The 16619-nt window shown below is 66.4% G+C and carries 11 protein-coding genes and 3 rRNA genes; 13 read left to right on the top strand and 1 reads right to left on the bottom strand.

Annotated features, from left to right (window positions below; all coding sequences use genetic code 11):
* Nucleotides 1-7: 7 nt before the first annotated feature.
* The 9 genes from V1258_RS11565 to V1258_RS11525 all read left to right on the top strand — a co-directional run bounded on the left by V1258_RS11565 (nt 8) and on the right by V1258_RS11525 (nt 8794).
* A complete protein-coding gene (locus V1258_RS11565) occupies nt 8-838 on the top strand; it encodes a MazG nucleotide pyrophosphohydrolase domain-containing protein (RefSeq protein ID WP_329749826.1) in 831 nt (276 codons plus the stop codon).
* A 66-nt stretch (nt 839-904) separates the two neighbouring features.
* Nucleotides 905-2188, top strand: a complete 1284-nt coding sequence (gene eno, locus V1258_RS11560; RefSeq protein ID WP_329749825.1) for a phosphopyruvate hydratase — start codon at nt 905-907, stop codon at nt 2186-2188.
* 29 nt (nt 2189-2217) lie between these two features.
* Nucleotides 2218-2889 (top strand): FtsB family cell division protein, encoded by a 672-nt coding sequence (locus V1258_RS11555; protein ID WP_329749824.1) that lies wholly within the window; start codon nt 2218-2220, stop codon nt 2887-2889.
* Nucleotides 2886-3416 carry a DUF501 domain-containing protein gene (locus V1258_RS11550; RefSeq protein ID WP_329749823.1) on the top strand — a complete coding sequence of 177 codons (531 nt, stop codon included), beginning with the start codon at nt 2886-2888 and terminating at the stop codon, nt 3414-3416. Before V1258_RS11555 ends, V1258_RS11550 begins: the two co-directional genes overlap by 4 nt.
* Entirely contained in the window at nt 3413-4366 is a 954-nt protein-coding gene (locus V1258_RS11545) for a Ppx/GppA phosphatase family protein (protein WP_329749822.1), read from the top strand. The genes V1258_RS11550 and V1258_RS11545 overlap by 4 nt, the downstream gene beginning before the upstream one ends.
* Before the next feature lie 97 nt (nt 4367-4463).
* Entirely contained in the window at nt 4464-5837 is a 1374-nt protein-coding gene (locus V1258_RS11540) for an NAD(P)/FAD-dependent oxidoreductase (protein WP_329745061.1), read from the top strand.
* 209 nt (nt 5838-6046) lie between these two features.
* Nucleotides 6047-6802, top strand: coding sequence for a glucosamine-6-phosphate deaminase (gene nagB / locus V1258_RS11535; RefSeq protein ID WP_329749821.1), 756 nt, complete (start codon nt 6047-6049; stop codon nt 6800-6802).
* Nucleotides 6803-6854: 52 nt separating this feature from the next.
* On the top strand, nt 6855-8357 hold the full coding sequence (locus tag V1258_RS11530) for an NCS2 family permease (RefSeq protein ID WP_329749820.1): 1503 nt from the start codon (nt 6855-6857) through the stop codon (nt 8355-8357).
* A complete protein-coding gene (locus tag V1258_RS11525) occupies nt 8354-8794 on the top strand; it encodes a MarR family winged helix-turn-helix transcriptional regulator (protein ID WP_329749819.1) in 441 nt (146 codons plus the stop codon). Before V1258_RS11530 ends, V1258_RS11525 begins: the two co-directional genes overlap by 4 nt.
* A gap of 91 nt (nt 8795-8885) precedes the next feature.
* Here the strand turns inward: V1258_RS11525 and serC are convergent, their stop codons facing one another.
* Entirely contained in the window at nt 8886-10043 is a 1158-nt protein-coding gene (gene serC, locus V1258_RS11520; RefSeq protein WP_329749818.1) for a phosphoserine transaminase, read from the bottom strand.
* A gap of 131 nt (nt 10044-10174) precedes the next feature.
* Between serC and V1258_RS11515 the strand changes: the two genes are divergently transcribed.
* The 4 genes from V1258_RS11515 (at nt 10175) to rrf (ending at nt 16584) form a co-directional block, all read left to right on the top strand.
* A complete protein-coding gene (locus V1258_RS11515; protein WP_329749817.1) occupies nt 10175-10888 on the top strand; it encodes a ubiquinone/menaquinone biosynthesis methyltransferase in 714 nt (237 codons plus the stop codon).
* 521 nt (nt 10889-11409) lie between these two features.
* Nucleotides 11410-12928: ribosomal RNA gene (locus tag V1258_RS11510) — 16S ribosomal RNA — on the top strand.
* A 367-nt stretch (nt 12929-13295) separates the two neighbouring features.
* Nucleotides 13296-16355: ribosomal RNA gene (locus V1258_RS11505) — 23S ribosomal RNA — on the top strand.
* A 112-nt stretch (nt 16356-16467) separates the two neighbouring features.
* Nucleotides 16468-16584: ribosomal RNA gene (rrf, locus tag V1258_RS11500) — 5S ribosomal RNA — on the top strand.
* Together the 16S, 23S and 5S rRNA genes form the textbook arrangement of a ribosomal RNA operon.
* Nucleotides 16585-16619: the final 35 nt, after the last annotated feature.

The following is a 16619-nucleotide window of genomic DNA, read 5'->3' as shown; positions in this document are numbered from 1 at the left end:
TCGCGTCGTGAGCACCGCACGGCGACCCGACCCGTCCGACCCCGTCCCGTCCCCGGACGGCGGGGGAGGGCGTCGGGGGAGCGAGCTGCTGCGCGCCGTGGAGGTGATGGAGTCCCTGCGCGGCGAGCACGGCGACGCCTGGACCCACCAGCAGACCCACGCCTCCCTCGCCCGCTACCTGCTCGAGGAGACCCACGAGGTGCTCGAGGTGATCGAGGCGCCCCGGGCGCACGGCCCCGGGGCTCTCGCCGACGAGCTCGGCGATCTCCTCTTCCAGATCCTCTTCCACGCCCGGGTCGGCCAGGAGGCCGAGGTGCCGTGGGACATCGATGACGTGGCCCGCGCCTTTGTGGCCAAGATGGAGCGGCGCAACCCGCATGTCTTCGGCGACCGCGAGGCGGGGGAGCAGCCCCTCGAGGACCCCGCGGACGTCGACGCGATCATCGCCCAGTGGCACGCCGTCAAGGCCGCCGAGCGCCGCGCGGCGGGGGAGCGCGAGAAGGGCTGGCTCGACGGCGTCCCGTCGGGCCTGCCGGCGCTGCAGACCGCCGCGAAGGCGGTCCACCGCGCCCGGTCCGCGGGGCGGCTGCCCGAGCTGCTCGCGGCGGCCGACGGGGTCGCCGGGGAGCCCGGGGAGGATCCCGACGGCTGGGGCGGGGACCTCGCCCGGCAGCTGCTCGACCTCGTCGTCGAGGCCGAGGCGCGGGACGTGGACCCCGAGTCCGCCCTGCGCGCCCTGCTCACGCGGCTGCGCGGTGAGCTCCCCCGCCAGGGCGCTGAGCCGGGTCCCGACGGCAACAGCGGCCACCGCGGCGGTGCGGGCACGGGTACCGCCTAGACTGTCCGCGGACGGTCAGCGCCGACCGGACGATTCGAACTTCATCCCCGAAGGAAGGAAATGCCCATGGCTGCCATCATCGATGCCGTCCACGCCCGCGAGATCCTCGACTCCCGCGGCAACCCCACCGTCGAGGTCGAGATCCTCCTGGAGGACGGCACCGTCGCCCGCGCCGCCGTGCCCTCGGGCGCCTCCACCGGCGCCTTCGAGGCCGTCGAGCGCCGTGACGGCGACAAGGACCGCTACCTCGGCAAGGGCGTCGAGCTCGCCGTCGCCGCGGTCATCGAGGACATCCAGCCCAAGATCCTCGGCTTCGACGTGCAGGAGCAGCGCGCGATCGACGCCGCCATGATGGAGATCGACGGCACCCAGAACAAGGGCGCCCTCGGCGCCAACGCCATCCTCGGCGTGTCCCTCGCCGTGGCCCGCGCCGCCGCGGACTCCGCCGGTGTCCCGCTGTATCAGTACGTCGGCGGCCCGAACGCGCACATCCTGCCCGTCCCGATGATGAACATCCTCAACGGTGGCTCGCATGCCGACTCCAACGTCGACATCCAGGAGTTCATGATCGCCCCGATCGGTGCGGACTCCTTCGCCGAGGCGCTCCGCATCGGCGCCGAGGTGTACCACGCGCTGAAGTCCGTGCTCAAGGAGCGCGGCCTCGCCACCGGTCTCGGCGACGAGGGCGGCTTCGCCCCCAACCTCGAGTCCAACCGCGCCGCGCTCGACCTGATCGTCGAGGCCATCGGCAAGGCCGGCTTCGAGGCCGGCAAGGACGTCGCGCTCGCGCTCGACGTCGCCGCCTCCGAGTTCTTCGAGGACGGCTCTTACACCTTCGAGGGTGCGAAGAAGACCTCCGCCGAGATGATCGAGTACTACGCCGAGCTCGTCGACGCGTATCCGCTGGTCTCCATCGAGGACCCGCTGAACGAGGAGGACTGGGAGGGCTGGAACGCCATCACCGCGAAGCTGGGCGCCAAGGTCCAGCTCGTGGGCGACGACCTGTTCGTCACCAACCCCGAGCGCCTCGGCCGCGGCATCGCCGAGGGCTCCGCGAACGCGCTCCTGGTGAAGGTCAACCAGATCGGCTCGCTCTCCGAGACCCTCGACGCCGTGGACCTCGCGCACCGCGCAGGCTTCAAGGCGATGATGTCGCACCGCTCCGGTGAGACCGAGGACACCACCATCGCGGACCTCGCGGTCGCCACCAACTGCGGCCAGATCAAGTCCGGCGCCCCCGCCCGCGGCGAGCGCGTGGCGAAGTACAACCAGCTGCTGCGCATCGAGGAGGAGCTCGGGGACGCCGCCCGCTACGCCGGCGCCTCCGCCTTCCCGCGTTTCTCCGCCTGAGGCCCAGCCCCAGGCTGTAGCCTTCCGGCATGACCAGCAGACGACCGGGCGCCCCGCGGACCGCGAGGCGCCCGGTCTCCGCGTCCGGGGGCTCCGGCACCTCGGCGCGGAAGGCCGCGCGCTCCGCGTCGAGCTCCCGCTCCGCCTCGAGTTCCCGCAACGCCTCGAACTCGCGCTCTGCGTCGAGCTCCCGCCCGGCGGCCGCCTCCAGGCCGCGCACGACCGCTCCGCCGGCGCCGCCGGCCGACGGGCCGGGCGTCACCATCACCCGTCGCACCCTCGCCCTGATCGCCGTCGTGGTCGTCGCCCTCGCGGCGCTCGTCCCGACCGTGAACTCCTACGTCGCCCAGCGGCAGCAGCTCGCGCAGCTGCGCGAGCAGGTCGCGCAGCAGGAGCAGGACGTCGAGGCGCTGCGCGCCCAGGTCGCCCGCTGGGACGATCCTGCCTATGTGGCGGCGCAGGCTCGTGAGCGCCTGCTCTTCGCCATGCCGGGGGAGACCCAGTACCGACTCACCGACACCTCGGGCCGGGACGTCCCCCTGACCGAGGAGCAGCAGTCCGCCGCCGCGGCGGAGCAGGGCGAGTGGTACTCGACCCTGTGGACCTCGGTGGAGGGCTCGAGCCGCCTCACCCCCGAGGACATCCCCGACGAGACCGGCGCCACCGACGAGGACGCCGCCGACCAGGACAGCACCCCGTGACCCCACTTCCCCCGCTCCCGTACGAGACCCCCGCGACCGCGCAGGACCTCGAGGTGATGAGGGCGCAGCTCGGACGCGACATGCGCGGCGTCGTCTCGATCGCCCGCCGCTGCGGCTGCGGCCGTCCCGCCGTCGTCCGCACCGCCCCCCGCCTCGAGGACGGCACGCCCTTCCCCACGTCGCTCTACCTCACGCTGCCCTGGCTGACCCTGGACCTCTCCCGCCTCGAGGCGGTCGGCACCATGGCCGAGCTGACCGAGCGGCTCGGTCAGGACGAGGAGCTGGCCGCGGGCTACCGCGCCGCCCACGAGCGCTACCTGGCCCGGCGCGAGGAGGTCGGCGACGCCGAGGAGGTGCGCCACGTGAGTGCGGGCGGAATGCCGACCCGCGTGAAGTGCCTGCACGCCCTCGCCGGTCAGGCCCTCGCCGAGGGACCGGGGGTCAACCCCGTCGCCGACGAAGTGCTCGCCATGATCCCCGGGGCGGTCCCCGAGCTGGTCTGCCGCTGCGAGGAGGCGGACGCGTGAGCCGTACCGTCGCCGCGATCGACTGCGGCACGAACTCGATCCGACTGCTCGTCGCGCAGCCCGAGGCGGGCACCGGCCGCCTGCTCGACCTCGAGCGCCATCTCGAGATGGTGCGGCTCGGCCTGGGCGTGGACCGCACCGGTCGCTTCGACCCCGTCGCCGTCGAGCGCACCCTCGACGCCGCGCGCCGCTACGCCCGACTGATCGAGCACCACGGCGTCGACCCGCAGGACATCCGCTTCGTCGCCACCTCGGCGACCCGCGACGCGTCCAACCGGGACGTCTTCATCGAGGGGATCGAGTCGATCCTCGGCGTGCGCCCCGAGGTGATCTCGGGACGGGAGGAGGCGGAGCTCTCCTTCCGCGGTGCGGTGACCACGCTCGACGGCCTGCCCGACGGGCCGCGCCTGGTCGTCGACATCGGCGGCGGCTCGACCGAGCTGGTTCTCGGCACCGAGTCCCCCACCCATCGCATCAGCCTCGACATCGGCTCGGTGCGGCTGACCGAGAGGCACCTCGGGGAGGACCCTCCGACCGCCGAGCAGATCACCGCCGCCACCGCCGACATCGAGGAGCTCCTGGACCGGGCCGCGGCGGAGATCCCTCTCGAGCGGGCCGCCGCGCTCGTCGGCGTCGCCGGGACCGTGACCACCCTGACCTCCGTGGCCCTCGGTCACACCGAGTACTCGCCGGAGGACACCCATGGGGCGACGCTGAGCGTGGACGCCTCGCTCGCGCTGTGCGACCGGCTGCTACAGGAGAGCCGCCAAGAGCGCTCGGCGCACCCCACCATCCACCCCGGCAGGATCGACGTGATCGGCGCGGGAGCGCTCATCTGGTCCCGGATCCTCCGTCGCGTCCACGAGGCGGCGGGACTCACCTCGGTCCGTACGAGCGAGCACGACATCCTCGACGGCATCGCCCTGGCCCTCGCCGACCGCTCCCGCTGACCGTCGGCAGGCGCTCCGGAACCGGGTCGCTCGCGAGCGGTGTCCATTCCACCGGCAGGTTTTTGTCCGGGGGCACATTCGCCCTAAGGTTGACCCCATGAACACCACCTTCGGCGGCAAGCCCCATGTCCTGATCCTCGGCGGCGGGTCCGTCGGGATGACGACCGCGTCCGAGCTGCGCAAGACCCTCGGCTCCGAGGTCGCGATCACCATCGTCGACCCGCGTCCCTACATGACCTACGCCCCCTTCCTCCCCGAGGTCGGCGGCGGCTCGATCGATCCGCGCAACGTCCTCGCGCCCCTGCGCAAGGTCCTCGCCGGCACCAAGGTCGTGACCGGCTCGGTGTCCCAGATCCGCTCGGCGGAGAACACCGTCGTGGTGACCACCGAGGACGACAGCAAGCTCGAGATCGCCTACGACTACCTGGTCGTCGGCCTCGGCGCCGTCCCGCGTCTGCTCCCGATCCCCGGCCTGGCCGAGAACGCCATCGGCTTCAAGCAGGTCGAGGAGGCCGTGGCCGTGCGCGACCGCATCCTCGCCAACCTCGCCGAGGCGGCGTCCACCAAGGACCCCAAGGTCCGCAAGCGCCTGCTCACCTTCACCTTCATCGGCGGCGGCTTCGCCGGCGGCGAGGCCATCGCGGAGACCGAGGACATGGTCCGCGACGCTCTGCGCTACTACCCCGACCTGCACGCCTCCGACATCCGCTTCGTGCTCGTCGATGCGGCGCCCTTCGTGTTCCCGGAGCTCACCGAGGACCAGCGCGCCTACGTGCTGAACCAGCTGCGCGAGCGCGGCATCGAGGTCAAGCTCGAGACCTTCCTGAACTCGGCCGAGAACGGCGTCATCAAGACCTCCGACGGCGACGAGTACGAGACCGGCCTGCTGGTCTGGAACGCCGGTGTGAAGCCGAACCCGGTCCTCGGCGACGCGGAGTCCTCGGACCTCCCCACCGTCACCGAGCGCGGCCCCCTCATGGGCAAGCTCGAGGCCCTCGCGGATCTCCGCGTCAACGGCACCGACGGCCCGCTGGACAACGTCTTCGCCGCCGGCGACTGCGCCGCCGTGCCGGACCTCGCCTCGGGCGAGGGCAAGTTCTGCCCGCCGAACGCCCAGCACGCCGTGCGCCAGGGCAAGCGGGTCGCGGACAACATCGCCCGCTCCGTGCAGGGTCGTCCGCTGGTGGACTACTACCACAAGAACCTCGGCGTCATGGCGACCCTGGGCATGTACAAGGGCGTCGGCCGGCTGATGCTGGGCGACAAGGAGATCGACGTGCGCGGCGTGCCGGCGTGGGCCATGGCCCGTGCCTACCACGTGTACGCCATGCCGACCCTGGGGCGGAAGGCCGCGGTCCTCGCGGGCTGGGCCACCACCCTGATCTCGCGCCGCGACATCATCGGCATCCCCGAGACCACCACCCCGCGCGCCGCTTTCGAGTACGCGGCGAACTCGGGCAAGAAGAAGTGATCGGAGCGCTCCTGCCGCGCTGAGGCGCGGAGGAGCGCACCGTCTCGACGGCACCGTCGCACCTTCGGGTGCGGCGGTGCCGTTCGCCGTGCGCGCTGCGGCGCGCGTTGACCGGGTCGAGAATCCTCGAGTATGCTCGCAAATGAGAGAAAACGAGCAAATTCACGCAACTCCTTCGGGGACGCGGTCGGCACCGGGAGGAGCACAGCATGCAGGTCCACATCGTTCCCGACGCCGCCGCCGGCGGAGCGCTCGTCGCCGACCTCTTCGAGGAGGTCATCCGCGAGGCGGGGGAGGCGGGCGCGGTCCTCGGGCTCGCCACCGGGTCCTCTCCGCTGACCGCCTACGCGGAGCTGATCCGCCGCCACCGCGAGCGTGGGCTCTCCTTCGCGCACTCCCGCGCCTTCACGCTCGACGAGTACGTGGGACTGTCGGGCGATCATCCCCAGAGCTACCGGCGCTTCATCCACGAGCACCTGGTCGATCAGGTCGACCTGCCCGCCTCCGCCGTCGACACCCCGGACGGCGCCGCCGCGGACCCCGACCTCGAGGCGATCGCCTACGAGCGCCGGCTGCAGGACGCGGGCGGCGTGGACCTCCAGATCCTCGGCATCGGCTCGAACGGGCACATCGCCTTCAACGAGCCGGGCAGCGATCGTGCCTCCCGCACCCGGGTGGTGGACCTCGCGCCGTCGACGATCGCGGACAACGCCCGCTTCTTCCGAGACCCCTCCCAGGTGCCGGTGCGCGCCATCAGCCAGGGCCTCGGCACCCTCGCCGAGGCACGTCGCATCGTGCTCACCGCGAGCGGCGCCGGGAAGGCGGAGGCCATCGCCCATCTGCTGGAGGGCGAGATGACCGACCAGTGGCCGGCGACCGCGCTGCAGCAGCATCCGCAGGTCACCGTGGTCGTGGACGAGGCGGCCGCGTCCCGGCTGACCCGGTCCGACACACGTCACAGCTGAGGGGGCGGCCCGGGGGAGAGGGGCGCGCCCGCTGCCGGATACGATCGCAGCCATGCAGCAGGCAGATCCCCACCCCTCCTCGGCGCCCGAGGCGCCCACGCCGGTCGCTCCGCGCTCCGGACTCGACCGTTTCTTCCATCTCAGCGAGCGCGGCTCGACCGTCCCTCGCGAGATCCGCGGCGGCCTCGTCACCTTCTTCTCGATGTGCTACATCGTGGTGCTCAACCCCCTGATCATCGGGACCGTCCCGGACTCCCAGGGCAACTATCTCGGCGGCGGCACCGAGCCGAACCTGGCCGCGGTCGCCGCCGGCACCGCTCTCGTCGCCGGCCTGCTGAGCGTGCTCATGGGAGCGTGGGCCAAGTTCCCCCTCGCCCTCGCCGCCGGGCTCGGCCTCAACGCCTATCTCGCCTACTCGGTCGTGTCCCTGCCCGGCATGACCTGGCCCGGCGCGATGGGACTGGTGGCGATCTCCGGCCTGCTGATCCTCGTGCTCGTGCTGACCGGCTTCCGCAAGGCGGTCTTCGATGCGGTGCCGCCCTTCATGAAGACCGCGATCAGCGTCGGTATCGGCCTGTTCATCGCGTTCATCGGCCTCTACAACGCGCGCTTCGTCACCCACGCGGCCGGGACGCCCGTGCAGCTCGGCAACGACGGCTCGCTGACCGGGTGGCCGACGCTGGTCTTCGTCGTCGGCCTGATCCTGATGTTCGTGCTCTGGGTGCGCAAGGTGCCCGGCGCGATCCTGATCGCGATCCTCGTCGCCACGGCGCTCGCGGTCATCCTCGAGGCGGTCAAGGGTCTCGGCGCGTACTCCGACGGCTCCTTCGCCCCCGAGAACCCCAGCGGCTGGTCGATGAACGTGCCCGCGCTCGAGGGCTCCCCCATCGCCCTGCCGGACTTCTCGACGCTGTTCCACGTCGATCTCCTCGGCGGCATCCAGGCCGTGGGCGTGATCGGCGCGTTCGTCATCGTCTTCTCGCTGCTGCTGGCGGACTTCTTCGACACCATGGGCACGATGGTGGCTGTGGCCGCCGAGGGCGACCTGCTGGACGAGAAGGGCGACATCCCCTATTCCCAGCGCATCCTCGTCGTGGACTCCCTCGGCGCCTTCGGCGGAGGTATCGGCGGTGTCTCCTCGAACACCAGCTTCGTGGAGTCGACCTCGGGGGTCGCCGATGGCGCGCGGACCGGTCTCGCGGCCGTGACCACGGGTCTCGCCTTCCTGCTCACCACCTTCCTGGCACCGCTGGTGGAGGCGGTCCCCTACGAGGCGGCCACCCCGGCACTGGTCATGGTCGGCTTCCTGATGATGACCACGGTGACCTCGATCGACTTCCGCGACCCGGAGATCGCCATCCCGGCGTTCTTGACGATCATCCTGATGCCGTTCGCGTACTCGATCACCGTCGGCATGGGCGCGGGCTTCGTGATGTACGTGGTGATCCGGCTCGTGCGCGGCAAAGCCCGGGAGGTGCACTGGCTGATGTACGTCATCGCCGCCCTGTTCATCGCCTACTTCCTCCGCGGTGCGATCGAGGGTCTCCTGCTGTGACCGCCGGCGACCCCACCGCGGAGCTGGCCGCCGACCTGCGTCGCTCGCTGCTGGTCTCCTCCCGGGTGCTGCGCTCGCGCACGTCCTCGGAGGAGATCTCGGCCTCGCAGTTCTCGGTCCTCGCCTATCTCCAGCGGGAAGGGGACGCCACCCCGGGCGTGCTCGCCGATTTCGAGCGCGTCACCCCTCCGGTCATGACCCGGATGCTCCGTCGACTCGAGGACGCCGGACACGTCACGCGGTCGGCGCATCCACGCGACGGGCGCCAGGTGCTGGTGACCCTCACCGATCAGGGCCGACGCCTCGTCGAGACCGGGCGCGCCGAGCGCGACGCCTGGCTCCGCTCCCGGATCGCGACCGCCGATCCGGAGGACCGGGAGATCCTGCGCCGTGCGGCGCAGGTCCTGCGCGAACTCCTCGTCGAGCACCGCGACTGATCGGGCACCGCGCAGCGGACGACGACGGCCGGACCACCCCTCGGGGCGGTCCGGCCGTCGTGTTCCCGGCCTGGGCCGGGGTGGGCGCTGCTCAGGCGGTCGCGTCGAGCACGTGGTCCAGCACGGCGATCAGCGCCTCGGTGTCCTCCACCGTGACCGCGGGGAAGGTCGCGATGCGCAGCTGGTTGCGGCCCAGCTTGCGATAGGGCTCGATGTCGACGATGCCGTGCGCCCGCAGGACCGCGGTGATCGCGGTGGCGTCGATGCCCTCGTCGAGGTCGAGCGTCGTGACGACCTGCGAGCGGGCGGCGGGATCGGACACGAAGGGCGTGACCTCCTCGCGGCGTGCGGCCCACTGCTGGAGCAGACCGCTTGTGGTGCGGGTCCGCTCGTCGGCCCAGGCCAGCCCTCCCTGCTCGAGCATCCAGTCGATCTGCTCGGCGAGGAGCACGAGGGTCGCGACCGCGGGGGTGTTGAGCGTCTGGTCCTTGCGGGAGTTCTCGATCGCACTGGTGAGCGAGAGGAACGACGGGATCCAGCGGGATCCGTCCGCTGCGAGGCGCTCGGCGCGGGCGATGGCGGCGGGGGAGAGGAGCGCGAGCCAAAGACCACCGTCGGAGGCGAAGGACTTCTGCGGGGCGAAGTAGTACGCGTCAGCCTGGGAGACGTCGACGGACACCCCGCCGGCTGCGGACGTGGCATCGATCAGGACCAGCTGGTCGTCGCCCGCCCCGGAGGGCCGGACCACCGGGGCCATCACGCCCGTCGAGGTCTCGTTGTGCGGCCAGGCATAGGCGTCGACATCGGCCGAGGCCACCGCGGCGGTCAGAGAACCCGGGGCCGCGGAGAGGACCTCCGGCTCATCGAGGTGCGGAGCACCCTTCGCCTCGGCCGCGAACTTCGAAGAGAACTCGCCGAAGGTCAGGTGCTGGGAACGCGCGGCGATCAGACCGTAGACAGCCACATCCCAGAACGCGGTGGAACCACCGTTGCCGAGGACCACCTCGTAGCCCTCGGGCAGCGAGAAGAGCTCGGCGAGACCCGTACGGACACGAGCCACCTGCTGCTTGACCGGCGCCTGCCGATGGGAGGTGCCGAGCACCGTGCGGGAGAGTCCGGAGAGGGCCTGCACCTGGGCGTCGCGGATCCGCGAGGGTCCGGAGCCGAAGCGCCCGTCCTGCGGGAGGAGCGCGGCCGGGAGGGCGAGGCCGCGGATGGCCTCGGCGCGAGCAGTGCGGGCATCGGACATGAGGTGCTCCTCGGAGGACGACGGACCGGAGCCGGGGTTCCGGCGGCGGGCGGGCACCATCCTGCCAAAGAGGCGTCGGGACGAGATCGGTGGTCCGTCCCCGACAGCGGGAGCGTGGGAGGATCTGCCCCATGAGTCGCGCAGATCTGAAGAAGCAGCCCTATGACGTCGCCGGGATGTTCGACAGCATCGCCGGGCGCTACGACCTCATGAACGATCTGGCCGCGTTGGGACAGGTGCGCCTGTGGCGGGGCGCCATGGTGGAGGCGCTCGGACTCGAGGAGATCGCCGTCGACGGTGAGGCGCGGGTCCTGGATCTCGCCGCCGGCACGGGGACCTCCTCGGCAGCGATCGCGCGGGCGGGGGCGAAGGTCGTGGCCGCCGACTTCTCCCTGGGGATGATGTCCGAGGGACGACGCCGCGGGGCGCCCGTGCCCTTCGTCGGCGCCGATGCCCAGCACCTCCCGTTCGCGGATGGCTCCTTCGACGCCGCCGTCATCTCCTTCGGACTGCGCAACGTGCAGGATCCGCGGCAGGGTCTGGCCGAGATGGCCCGCGTGGTGCGCCCCGGAGGTCGGGTGGTCGTGTGCGAGTTCTCGACGCCGACCTCCCCCCTCTTCTGCACGGTGTACGAGAGGTACCTGCTGCGGGCGCTGCCGGCCGTCGCGCGCCGGGTCGCCACGAGCGCTGACGCCTACGACTACCTGGCGGAGTCGATCCTCGACTGGCCGGACCAGACGCAGCTGCGCGGCTGGTTCCGGGACGCGGGCCTGGTCCGCACCCAGTTCCAGAACCTCTCCGGGGGGATCGTGGCCCTGCACCGGGGCGTCGTGCGCCACATTTGACGGGTGCTCAGGGGGTCGCCACCGGGGGATTCCGGGGCGAGGTCCGGCCTATCAAGCCGGTTCTCCCGTCGCATTCCTACGATCGTACGCCTCTGACCTGGGCTTTTGTAGATCAGACAGGAATGTGGCGCAGGACACCCCCGAAAAGGCCGTTCTGGCTTGACGGTCCCCCCGGATCCCCGTAATGTTCTTCCTCGTGCCCAGCAGAACGGGACAGCGAGAAGGTCGAGAGACCGGACAGCGAAACCGGTACTGAGCAGGCACTTCGGATCTCTCCGAAGAGCAGTGAGGCGCGGATCACACCGCACCGAGTTGACAAAGAGAACCGGAAGCCCTAAGTTATAAGGGTTGCCCCGGAGCGAAGAGCTGAAAGGCTCGGAACACCGAGTGCGCGTGTTGCTTGATATCTCAATAGCGTGTCTGTTTGTTGATGCCAATATTTTAAGTTGGCAAACATTTTATACGGATGATTAGCAGTTATATGCTGGTTGTTTGTTGTTTGTCAGGATTTTTTCTATGTTTTCATGGAGAGTTTGATCCTGGCTCAGGACGAACGCTGGCGGCGTGCTTAACACATGCAAGTCGAACGATGACGACCGTGCTTGCACGGTCTGATTAGTGGCGAACGGGTGAGTAACACGTGAGTAACCTGCCCCTCACTTCGGGATAACCTCGGGAAATCGTGGCTAATACCGGATACGAGTCTTCACCGCATGGTGGTGACTGGAAAGTTTTTCGGTGGGGGATGGACTCGCGGCCTATCAGTTTGTTGGTGAGGTAACGGCTCACCAAGGCGATGACGGGTAGCCGGCCTGAGAGGGCGACCGGCCACACTGGGACTGAGACACGGCCCAGACTCCTACGGGAGGCAGCAGTGGGGAATATTGCACAATGGGCGAAAGCCTGATGCAGCGACGCCGCGTGAGGGATGACGGCCTTCGGGTTGTAAACCTCTTTCAGTAGGGAAGAAGCGAAAGTGACGGTACCTGCAGAAGAAGCGCCGGCTAACTACGTGCCAGCAGCCGCGGTAATACGTAGGGCGCAAGCGTTGTCCGGAATTATTGGGCGTAAAGAGCTTGTAGGTGGCTTGTCGCGTCTGCCGTGAAAACCCGAGGCTCAACCTCGGGCGTGCGGTGGGTACGGGCAGGCTAGAGTGTGGTAGGGGAGACTGGAACTCCTGGTGTAGCGGTGAAATGCGCAGATATCAGGAAGAACACCGATGGCGAAGGCAGGTCTCTGGGCCATTACTGACACTGAGAAGCGAAAGCATGGGTAGCGAACAGGATTAGATACCCTGGTAGTCCATGCCGTAAACGTTGGGCACTAGGTGTGGGGGACATTCCACGTTTTCCGCGCCGTAGCTAACGCATTAAGTGCCCCGCCTGGGGAGTACGGCCGCAAGGCTAAAACTCAAAGGAATTGACGGGGGCCCGCACAAGCGGCGGAGCATGCTGATTAATTCGATGCAACGCGAAGAACCTTACCAAGGCTTGACATGCACCGGACGACTCCAGAGATGGGGTTTTCTTCGGACTGGTGCACAGGTGGTGCATGGTTGTCGTCAGCTCGTGTCGTGAGATGTTGGGTTAAGTCCCGCAACGAGCGCAACCCTCGTTCCATGTTGCCAGCGCGTAATGGCGGGGACTCATGGGAGACTGCCGGGGTCAACTCGGAGGAAGGTGGGGACGACGTCAAATCATCATGCCCCTTATGTCTTGGGCTTCAAGCATGCTACAATGGTCGGTACAATGGGTTGCGATACTGTGAGGTGGAGCGAATCCCAAAAAGCCGGCCTCAGTTCGGATTGGGGTCTGCAACTCGACCCCATGAAGTCGGAGTCGCTAGTAATCGCAGATCAGCAACGCTGCGGTGAATACGTTCCCGGGCCTTGTACACACCGCCCGTCAAGTCACGAAAGTCGGTAACACCCGAAGCCAGTGGCCCATCCTCGTGAGGGAGCTGTCGAAGGTGGGATCGGTGATTGGGACTAAGTCGTAACAAGGTAGCCGTACCGGAAGGTGCGGCTGGATCACCTCCTTTCTAAGGAGCATCACCAATGATTGGTGGCCATCTTCCTGCCCGAGTGTGGTGGGGGTGGTTGCTCAAGGGTGGAACATCAACGGATGGGCGCTTCGCCGGCCGGCAGGGCTGCGCTAGTACGACTCTTCGGGGTCTGGAACGTGTGGTTGTTCGGGTGGTTTGAGGTGGAGACACGCTATTGGGTTGTGAGGCTGCACGCGGCCTGCTGAGGGTCCTTCGGGATGCTGGGTGGGTGTGTGGCTGGTCCTCCCTGATTCTTGCTGCCTGTGTGGGTGGTGGGGGTTGGTGTGGGGTTGTTTCTTGAGAACTACATAGTGGACGCGAGCATCTTGTAAGCAATTTTTAAGATTTTGGTCTTTGTTGTGTTGCCTAAGTTGTAAAGGGCGCACGGTGGATGCCTTGGCACAAGGAGCCGAAGAAGGACGTGGGAGTCTGCGAAAAGCCTCGGGGAGTTGACAACCGAACTGTGATCCGAGGATGTCCGAATGGGGAAACCCACCAGGGGTCATGCCCTGGTACCCGCCACTGAATGTATAGGTGGTGTGGAGGGAACGCGGGGAAGTGAAACATCTCAGTACCCGCAGGAAGAGAAAACAAATAGTGATTCCGTGAGTAGTGGCGAGCGAAAGCGGAAGAGGCTAAACCTGGTTTGTGTGATACCCGGCAGGGGTTGCAGGTCAGGGGTTGTGGGACGTGTCTGATGGGTCTGCCGGCTCATCGACGTGGACGTGCAGCGGTAGTCGAAGTCGTGATGAGTGCGACGGCGTAGAGGGTGTGACCCCCGTAGACGAAACCGATGTGCGGCGTGACGCTGTTCCCGAGTAGCACCGGGCCCGTGAAATCCGGTGTGAATCTGCCAGGACCACCTGGTAAGCCTGAATACTACCTTGTGACCGATAGCGGACAAGTACCGTGAGGGAAAGGTGAAAAGCACCCCGGGAGGGGAGTGAAATAGTACCTGAAACCGTGCGCTTACAATCCGTCGGAGCCTTGAGGGGTGACGGCGTGCCTTTTGAAGAATGAGCCTGCGAGTTAGTGGTCGGTGGCGAGGTTAACCCGTGTGGGGTAGCCGTAGCGAAAGCGAGTCTGAACGGGGCGTTCAGTCGCCGGCTCTAGACCCGAAGCGAAGTGATCTATCCATGGGCAGTGTGAAGCGCGGGTAAGACCGCGTGGAGGCGCGAACCCACTTCAGTTGAAAATGGAGGGGATGACCTGTGGATAGGGGTGAAAGGCCAATCAAACTTCGTGATAGCTGGTTCTCCCCGAAATGCATTTAGGTGCAGCGTTGCGTGTTTCGTGTCGGAGGTAGAGCACTGGATAGGCGATGGGCCCCACCGGGTTACTGACCTTAGCCAAACTCCGAATGCCGATACGTGAGAGCGCAGCAGTGAGACTGTGGGGGATAAGCTTCATAGTCGAGAGGGAAACAGCCCAGAACATCAGCTAAGGCCCCTAAGCGTGTGCTAAGTGGAAAAGGATGTGGAGTTGCTTAGACAACCAGGAGGTTGGCTTAGAAGCAGCCACCCTTGAAAGAGTGCGTAATAGCTCACTGGTCAAGTGATTCTGCGCCGACAATGTAGCGGGGCTCAAGCACACCGCCGAAGCTGTGTCATTCAGATTTTTGTCTGGATGGGTAGGGGAGCGTCGTGCAGCCAGCGAAGCCGCGGGGGAACCCAGTGGTGGAGGCTGCACGAGTGAGAATGCAGGCATGAGTAGCGAAAGACGGGTGAGAAACCCGTCCGCCGATTGATCAAGGGTTCCAGGGCCAGGTTTATCCGCCCTGGGTTAGTCGGGACCTAAGGCGAGGCCGACAGGCGTAGTCGATGGACATCGGGTTGATATTCCCGAACCGATCGTAGGAGGACCCATACCGAGGCAGTCGATGCTAACCACCCGAGTCTTCCCCATGCCCTTCGGGGCGTGGAGGTTGATGAGGCTGGGAACCAAGGTTGTAGTAGGTCAGCGCGAGGGATGACGCAGAGAGGTAGCTTCCGCGGACTTAATGGAATAGTCCGTCTAAGCGAGCAGCCCGAGCACCGGTAATGCGGTGCCGTATTGGGTGAGACGTGATGGGGATCCCGTATGGGCGTAGGTGAGTGATCCTGTACTGCCAAGAAAAGTTCCGGCGTGACGAATACGGTCGCCCGTACCCTAAACCGACTCAGGTGATCAGGTAGAGAATACCAAGGCGTTCGAGAGAATCGTGGTTAAGGAACTCGGCAAAATGCCCCCGTAACTTCGGGAGAAGGGGGGCCCGAACCGTGAGAGCGGTGAGGGCCGCAGAGACCAGGGAGAAGCGACTGTTTACTAAAAACACAGGTCCGTGCGAAGTCGTAAGACGCTGTATACGGACTGACGCCTGCCCGGTGCTGGAAGGTTAAGAGGACCGGTTAGATCTTCGGATCGAAGCTGAGAATTTAAGCCCCAGTAAACGGCGGTGGTAACTATAACCATCCTAAGGTAGCGAAATTCCTTGTCGGGTAAGTTCCGACCTGCACGAATGGCGTAACGACTTCTCCACTGTCTCAACCGCGAACTCGGCGAAATTGCATTACGAGTAAAGATGCTCGTTACGCGCAGCAGGACGGAAAGACCCCGGGACCTTTACTATAGTTTGATATTGGTGTTCGGGACGGCTTGTGTAGGATAGGTGGGAGACTGGGAAGCATTCACGCCAGTGAGTGTGGAGTCATTGTTGAAATACCACTCTGGTCGTTCTGGATTCCTAACCTCGGTCCGTGATCCGGATCAGGGACAGTGTCTGATGGGTAGTTTAACTGGGGCGGTTGCCTCCCAAAAAGTAACGGAGGCGCTCAAAGGTTCCCTCAGCCTGGTTGGTAATCAGGTGTTGAGTGTAAGTGCACAAGGGAGCTTGACTGCGAGACAGACATGTCGGGCAGGTGCGAAAGCAGGAACTAGTGATCCGGCACCTCATTGTGGAATGGGTGTCGCTCAACGGATAAAAGGTACCCCGGGGATAACAGGCTGATCTTGCCCAAGAGCTCATATCGACGGCATGGTTTGGCACCTCGATGTCGGCTCGTCGCATCCTGGGGCTGGAGTTGGTCCCAAGGGTTAGGCTGTTCGCCTATTAAAGCGGTACGCGAGCTGGGTTTAGAACGTCGTGAGACAGTTCGGTCCCTATCCGCTGCGCGCGTTGGATATTTGAGAAGACCTGTCCCTAGTACGAGAGGACCGGGATGGACTGACCTCTGGTGTGCCAGTTGTTCTGCCAAGGGCATGGCTGGTTGGCTACGTTGGGAAGGGATAACCGCTGAAAGCATCTAAGCGGGAAGCCTGCTTCAAGATGAGATATCCATGCACTTTGTGTGAGAGGCCCCCAGTAGACCACTGGGTTGATAGGCCAGATGTGGAAGCGCAGCAATGCGTGGAGCTGACTGGTACTAATGGCCGATGACTTATTCAACACTTCTTTTGCTGTGAGTGTTCGCGTCCACTGTGTGGTTCTGGGGAAGCAATCCCTGCCACTGTCGCCCTGTGTGGGTGGTGGTGTGTGGGCTGGTTGTGTCTCATAGTGTTACGGCGGTCATAGCGTCGAGGAAACGCCCGGTTCCATTCCGAACCCGGAAGCTAAGCTCGATTGCGCCGATGGTACTGCACTCGGGAGGGTGTGGGAGAGTAGGTCGCCGCCGGACATCTTTGTGGGAGTGGGAGTGAGCTGGAGACCCTT

This window comes from Brachybacterium sp. J153 (assembly GCF_036311905.1).
GTDB lineage: Bacteria > Actinomycetota > Actinomycetes > Actinomycetales > Dermabacteraceae > Brachybacterium.
Note: the sequence above shows the minus strand (reverse complement) of the source record. Positions and strands in the feature narration are given on the sequence as shown.

Excerpts from the sequence above, each read along its gene's own strand:
- eno (WP_329749825.1), top strand. The coding sequence starts at position 905 with ATGGCTGCCATCATCGATGCCGTCCACGCCCGCGAGATCCTCGACTCC.
- V1258_RS11555 (WP_329749824.1), top strand. The coding sequence starts at position 2,218 with ATGACCAGCAGACGACCGGGCGCCCCGCGGACCGCGAGGCGCCCGGTC.
- V1258_RS11540 (WP_329745061.1), top strand. The coding sequence starts at position 4,464 with ATGAACACCACCTTCGGCGGCAAGCCCCATGTCCTGATCCTCGGCGGC.
- nagB (WP_329749821.1), top strand. The coding sequence starts at position 6,047 with ATGCAGGTCCACATCGTTCCCGACGCCGCCGCCGGCGGAGCGCTCGTC.
- V1258_RS11530 (WP_329749820.1), top strand. The coding sequence starts at position 6,855 with ATGCAGCAGGCAGATCCCCACCCCTCCTCGGCGCCCGAGGCGCCCACG.
- serC (WP_329749818.1), bottom strand. The coding sequence starts at position 10,043 with ATGTCCGATGCCCGCACTGCTCGCGCCGAGGCCATCCGCGGCCTCGCC.
- V1258_RS11515 (WP_329749817.1), top strand. The coding sequence starts at position 10,175 with ATGAGTCGCGCAGATCTGAAGAAGCAGCCCTATGACGTCGCCGGGATG.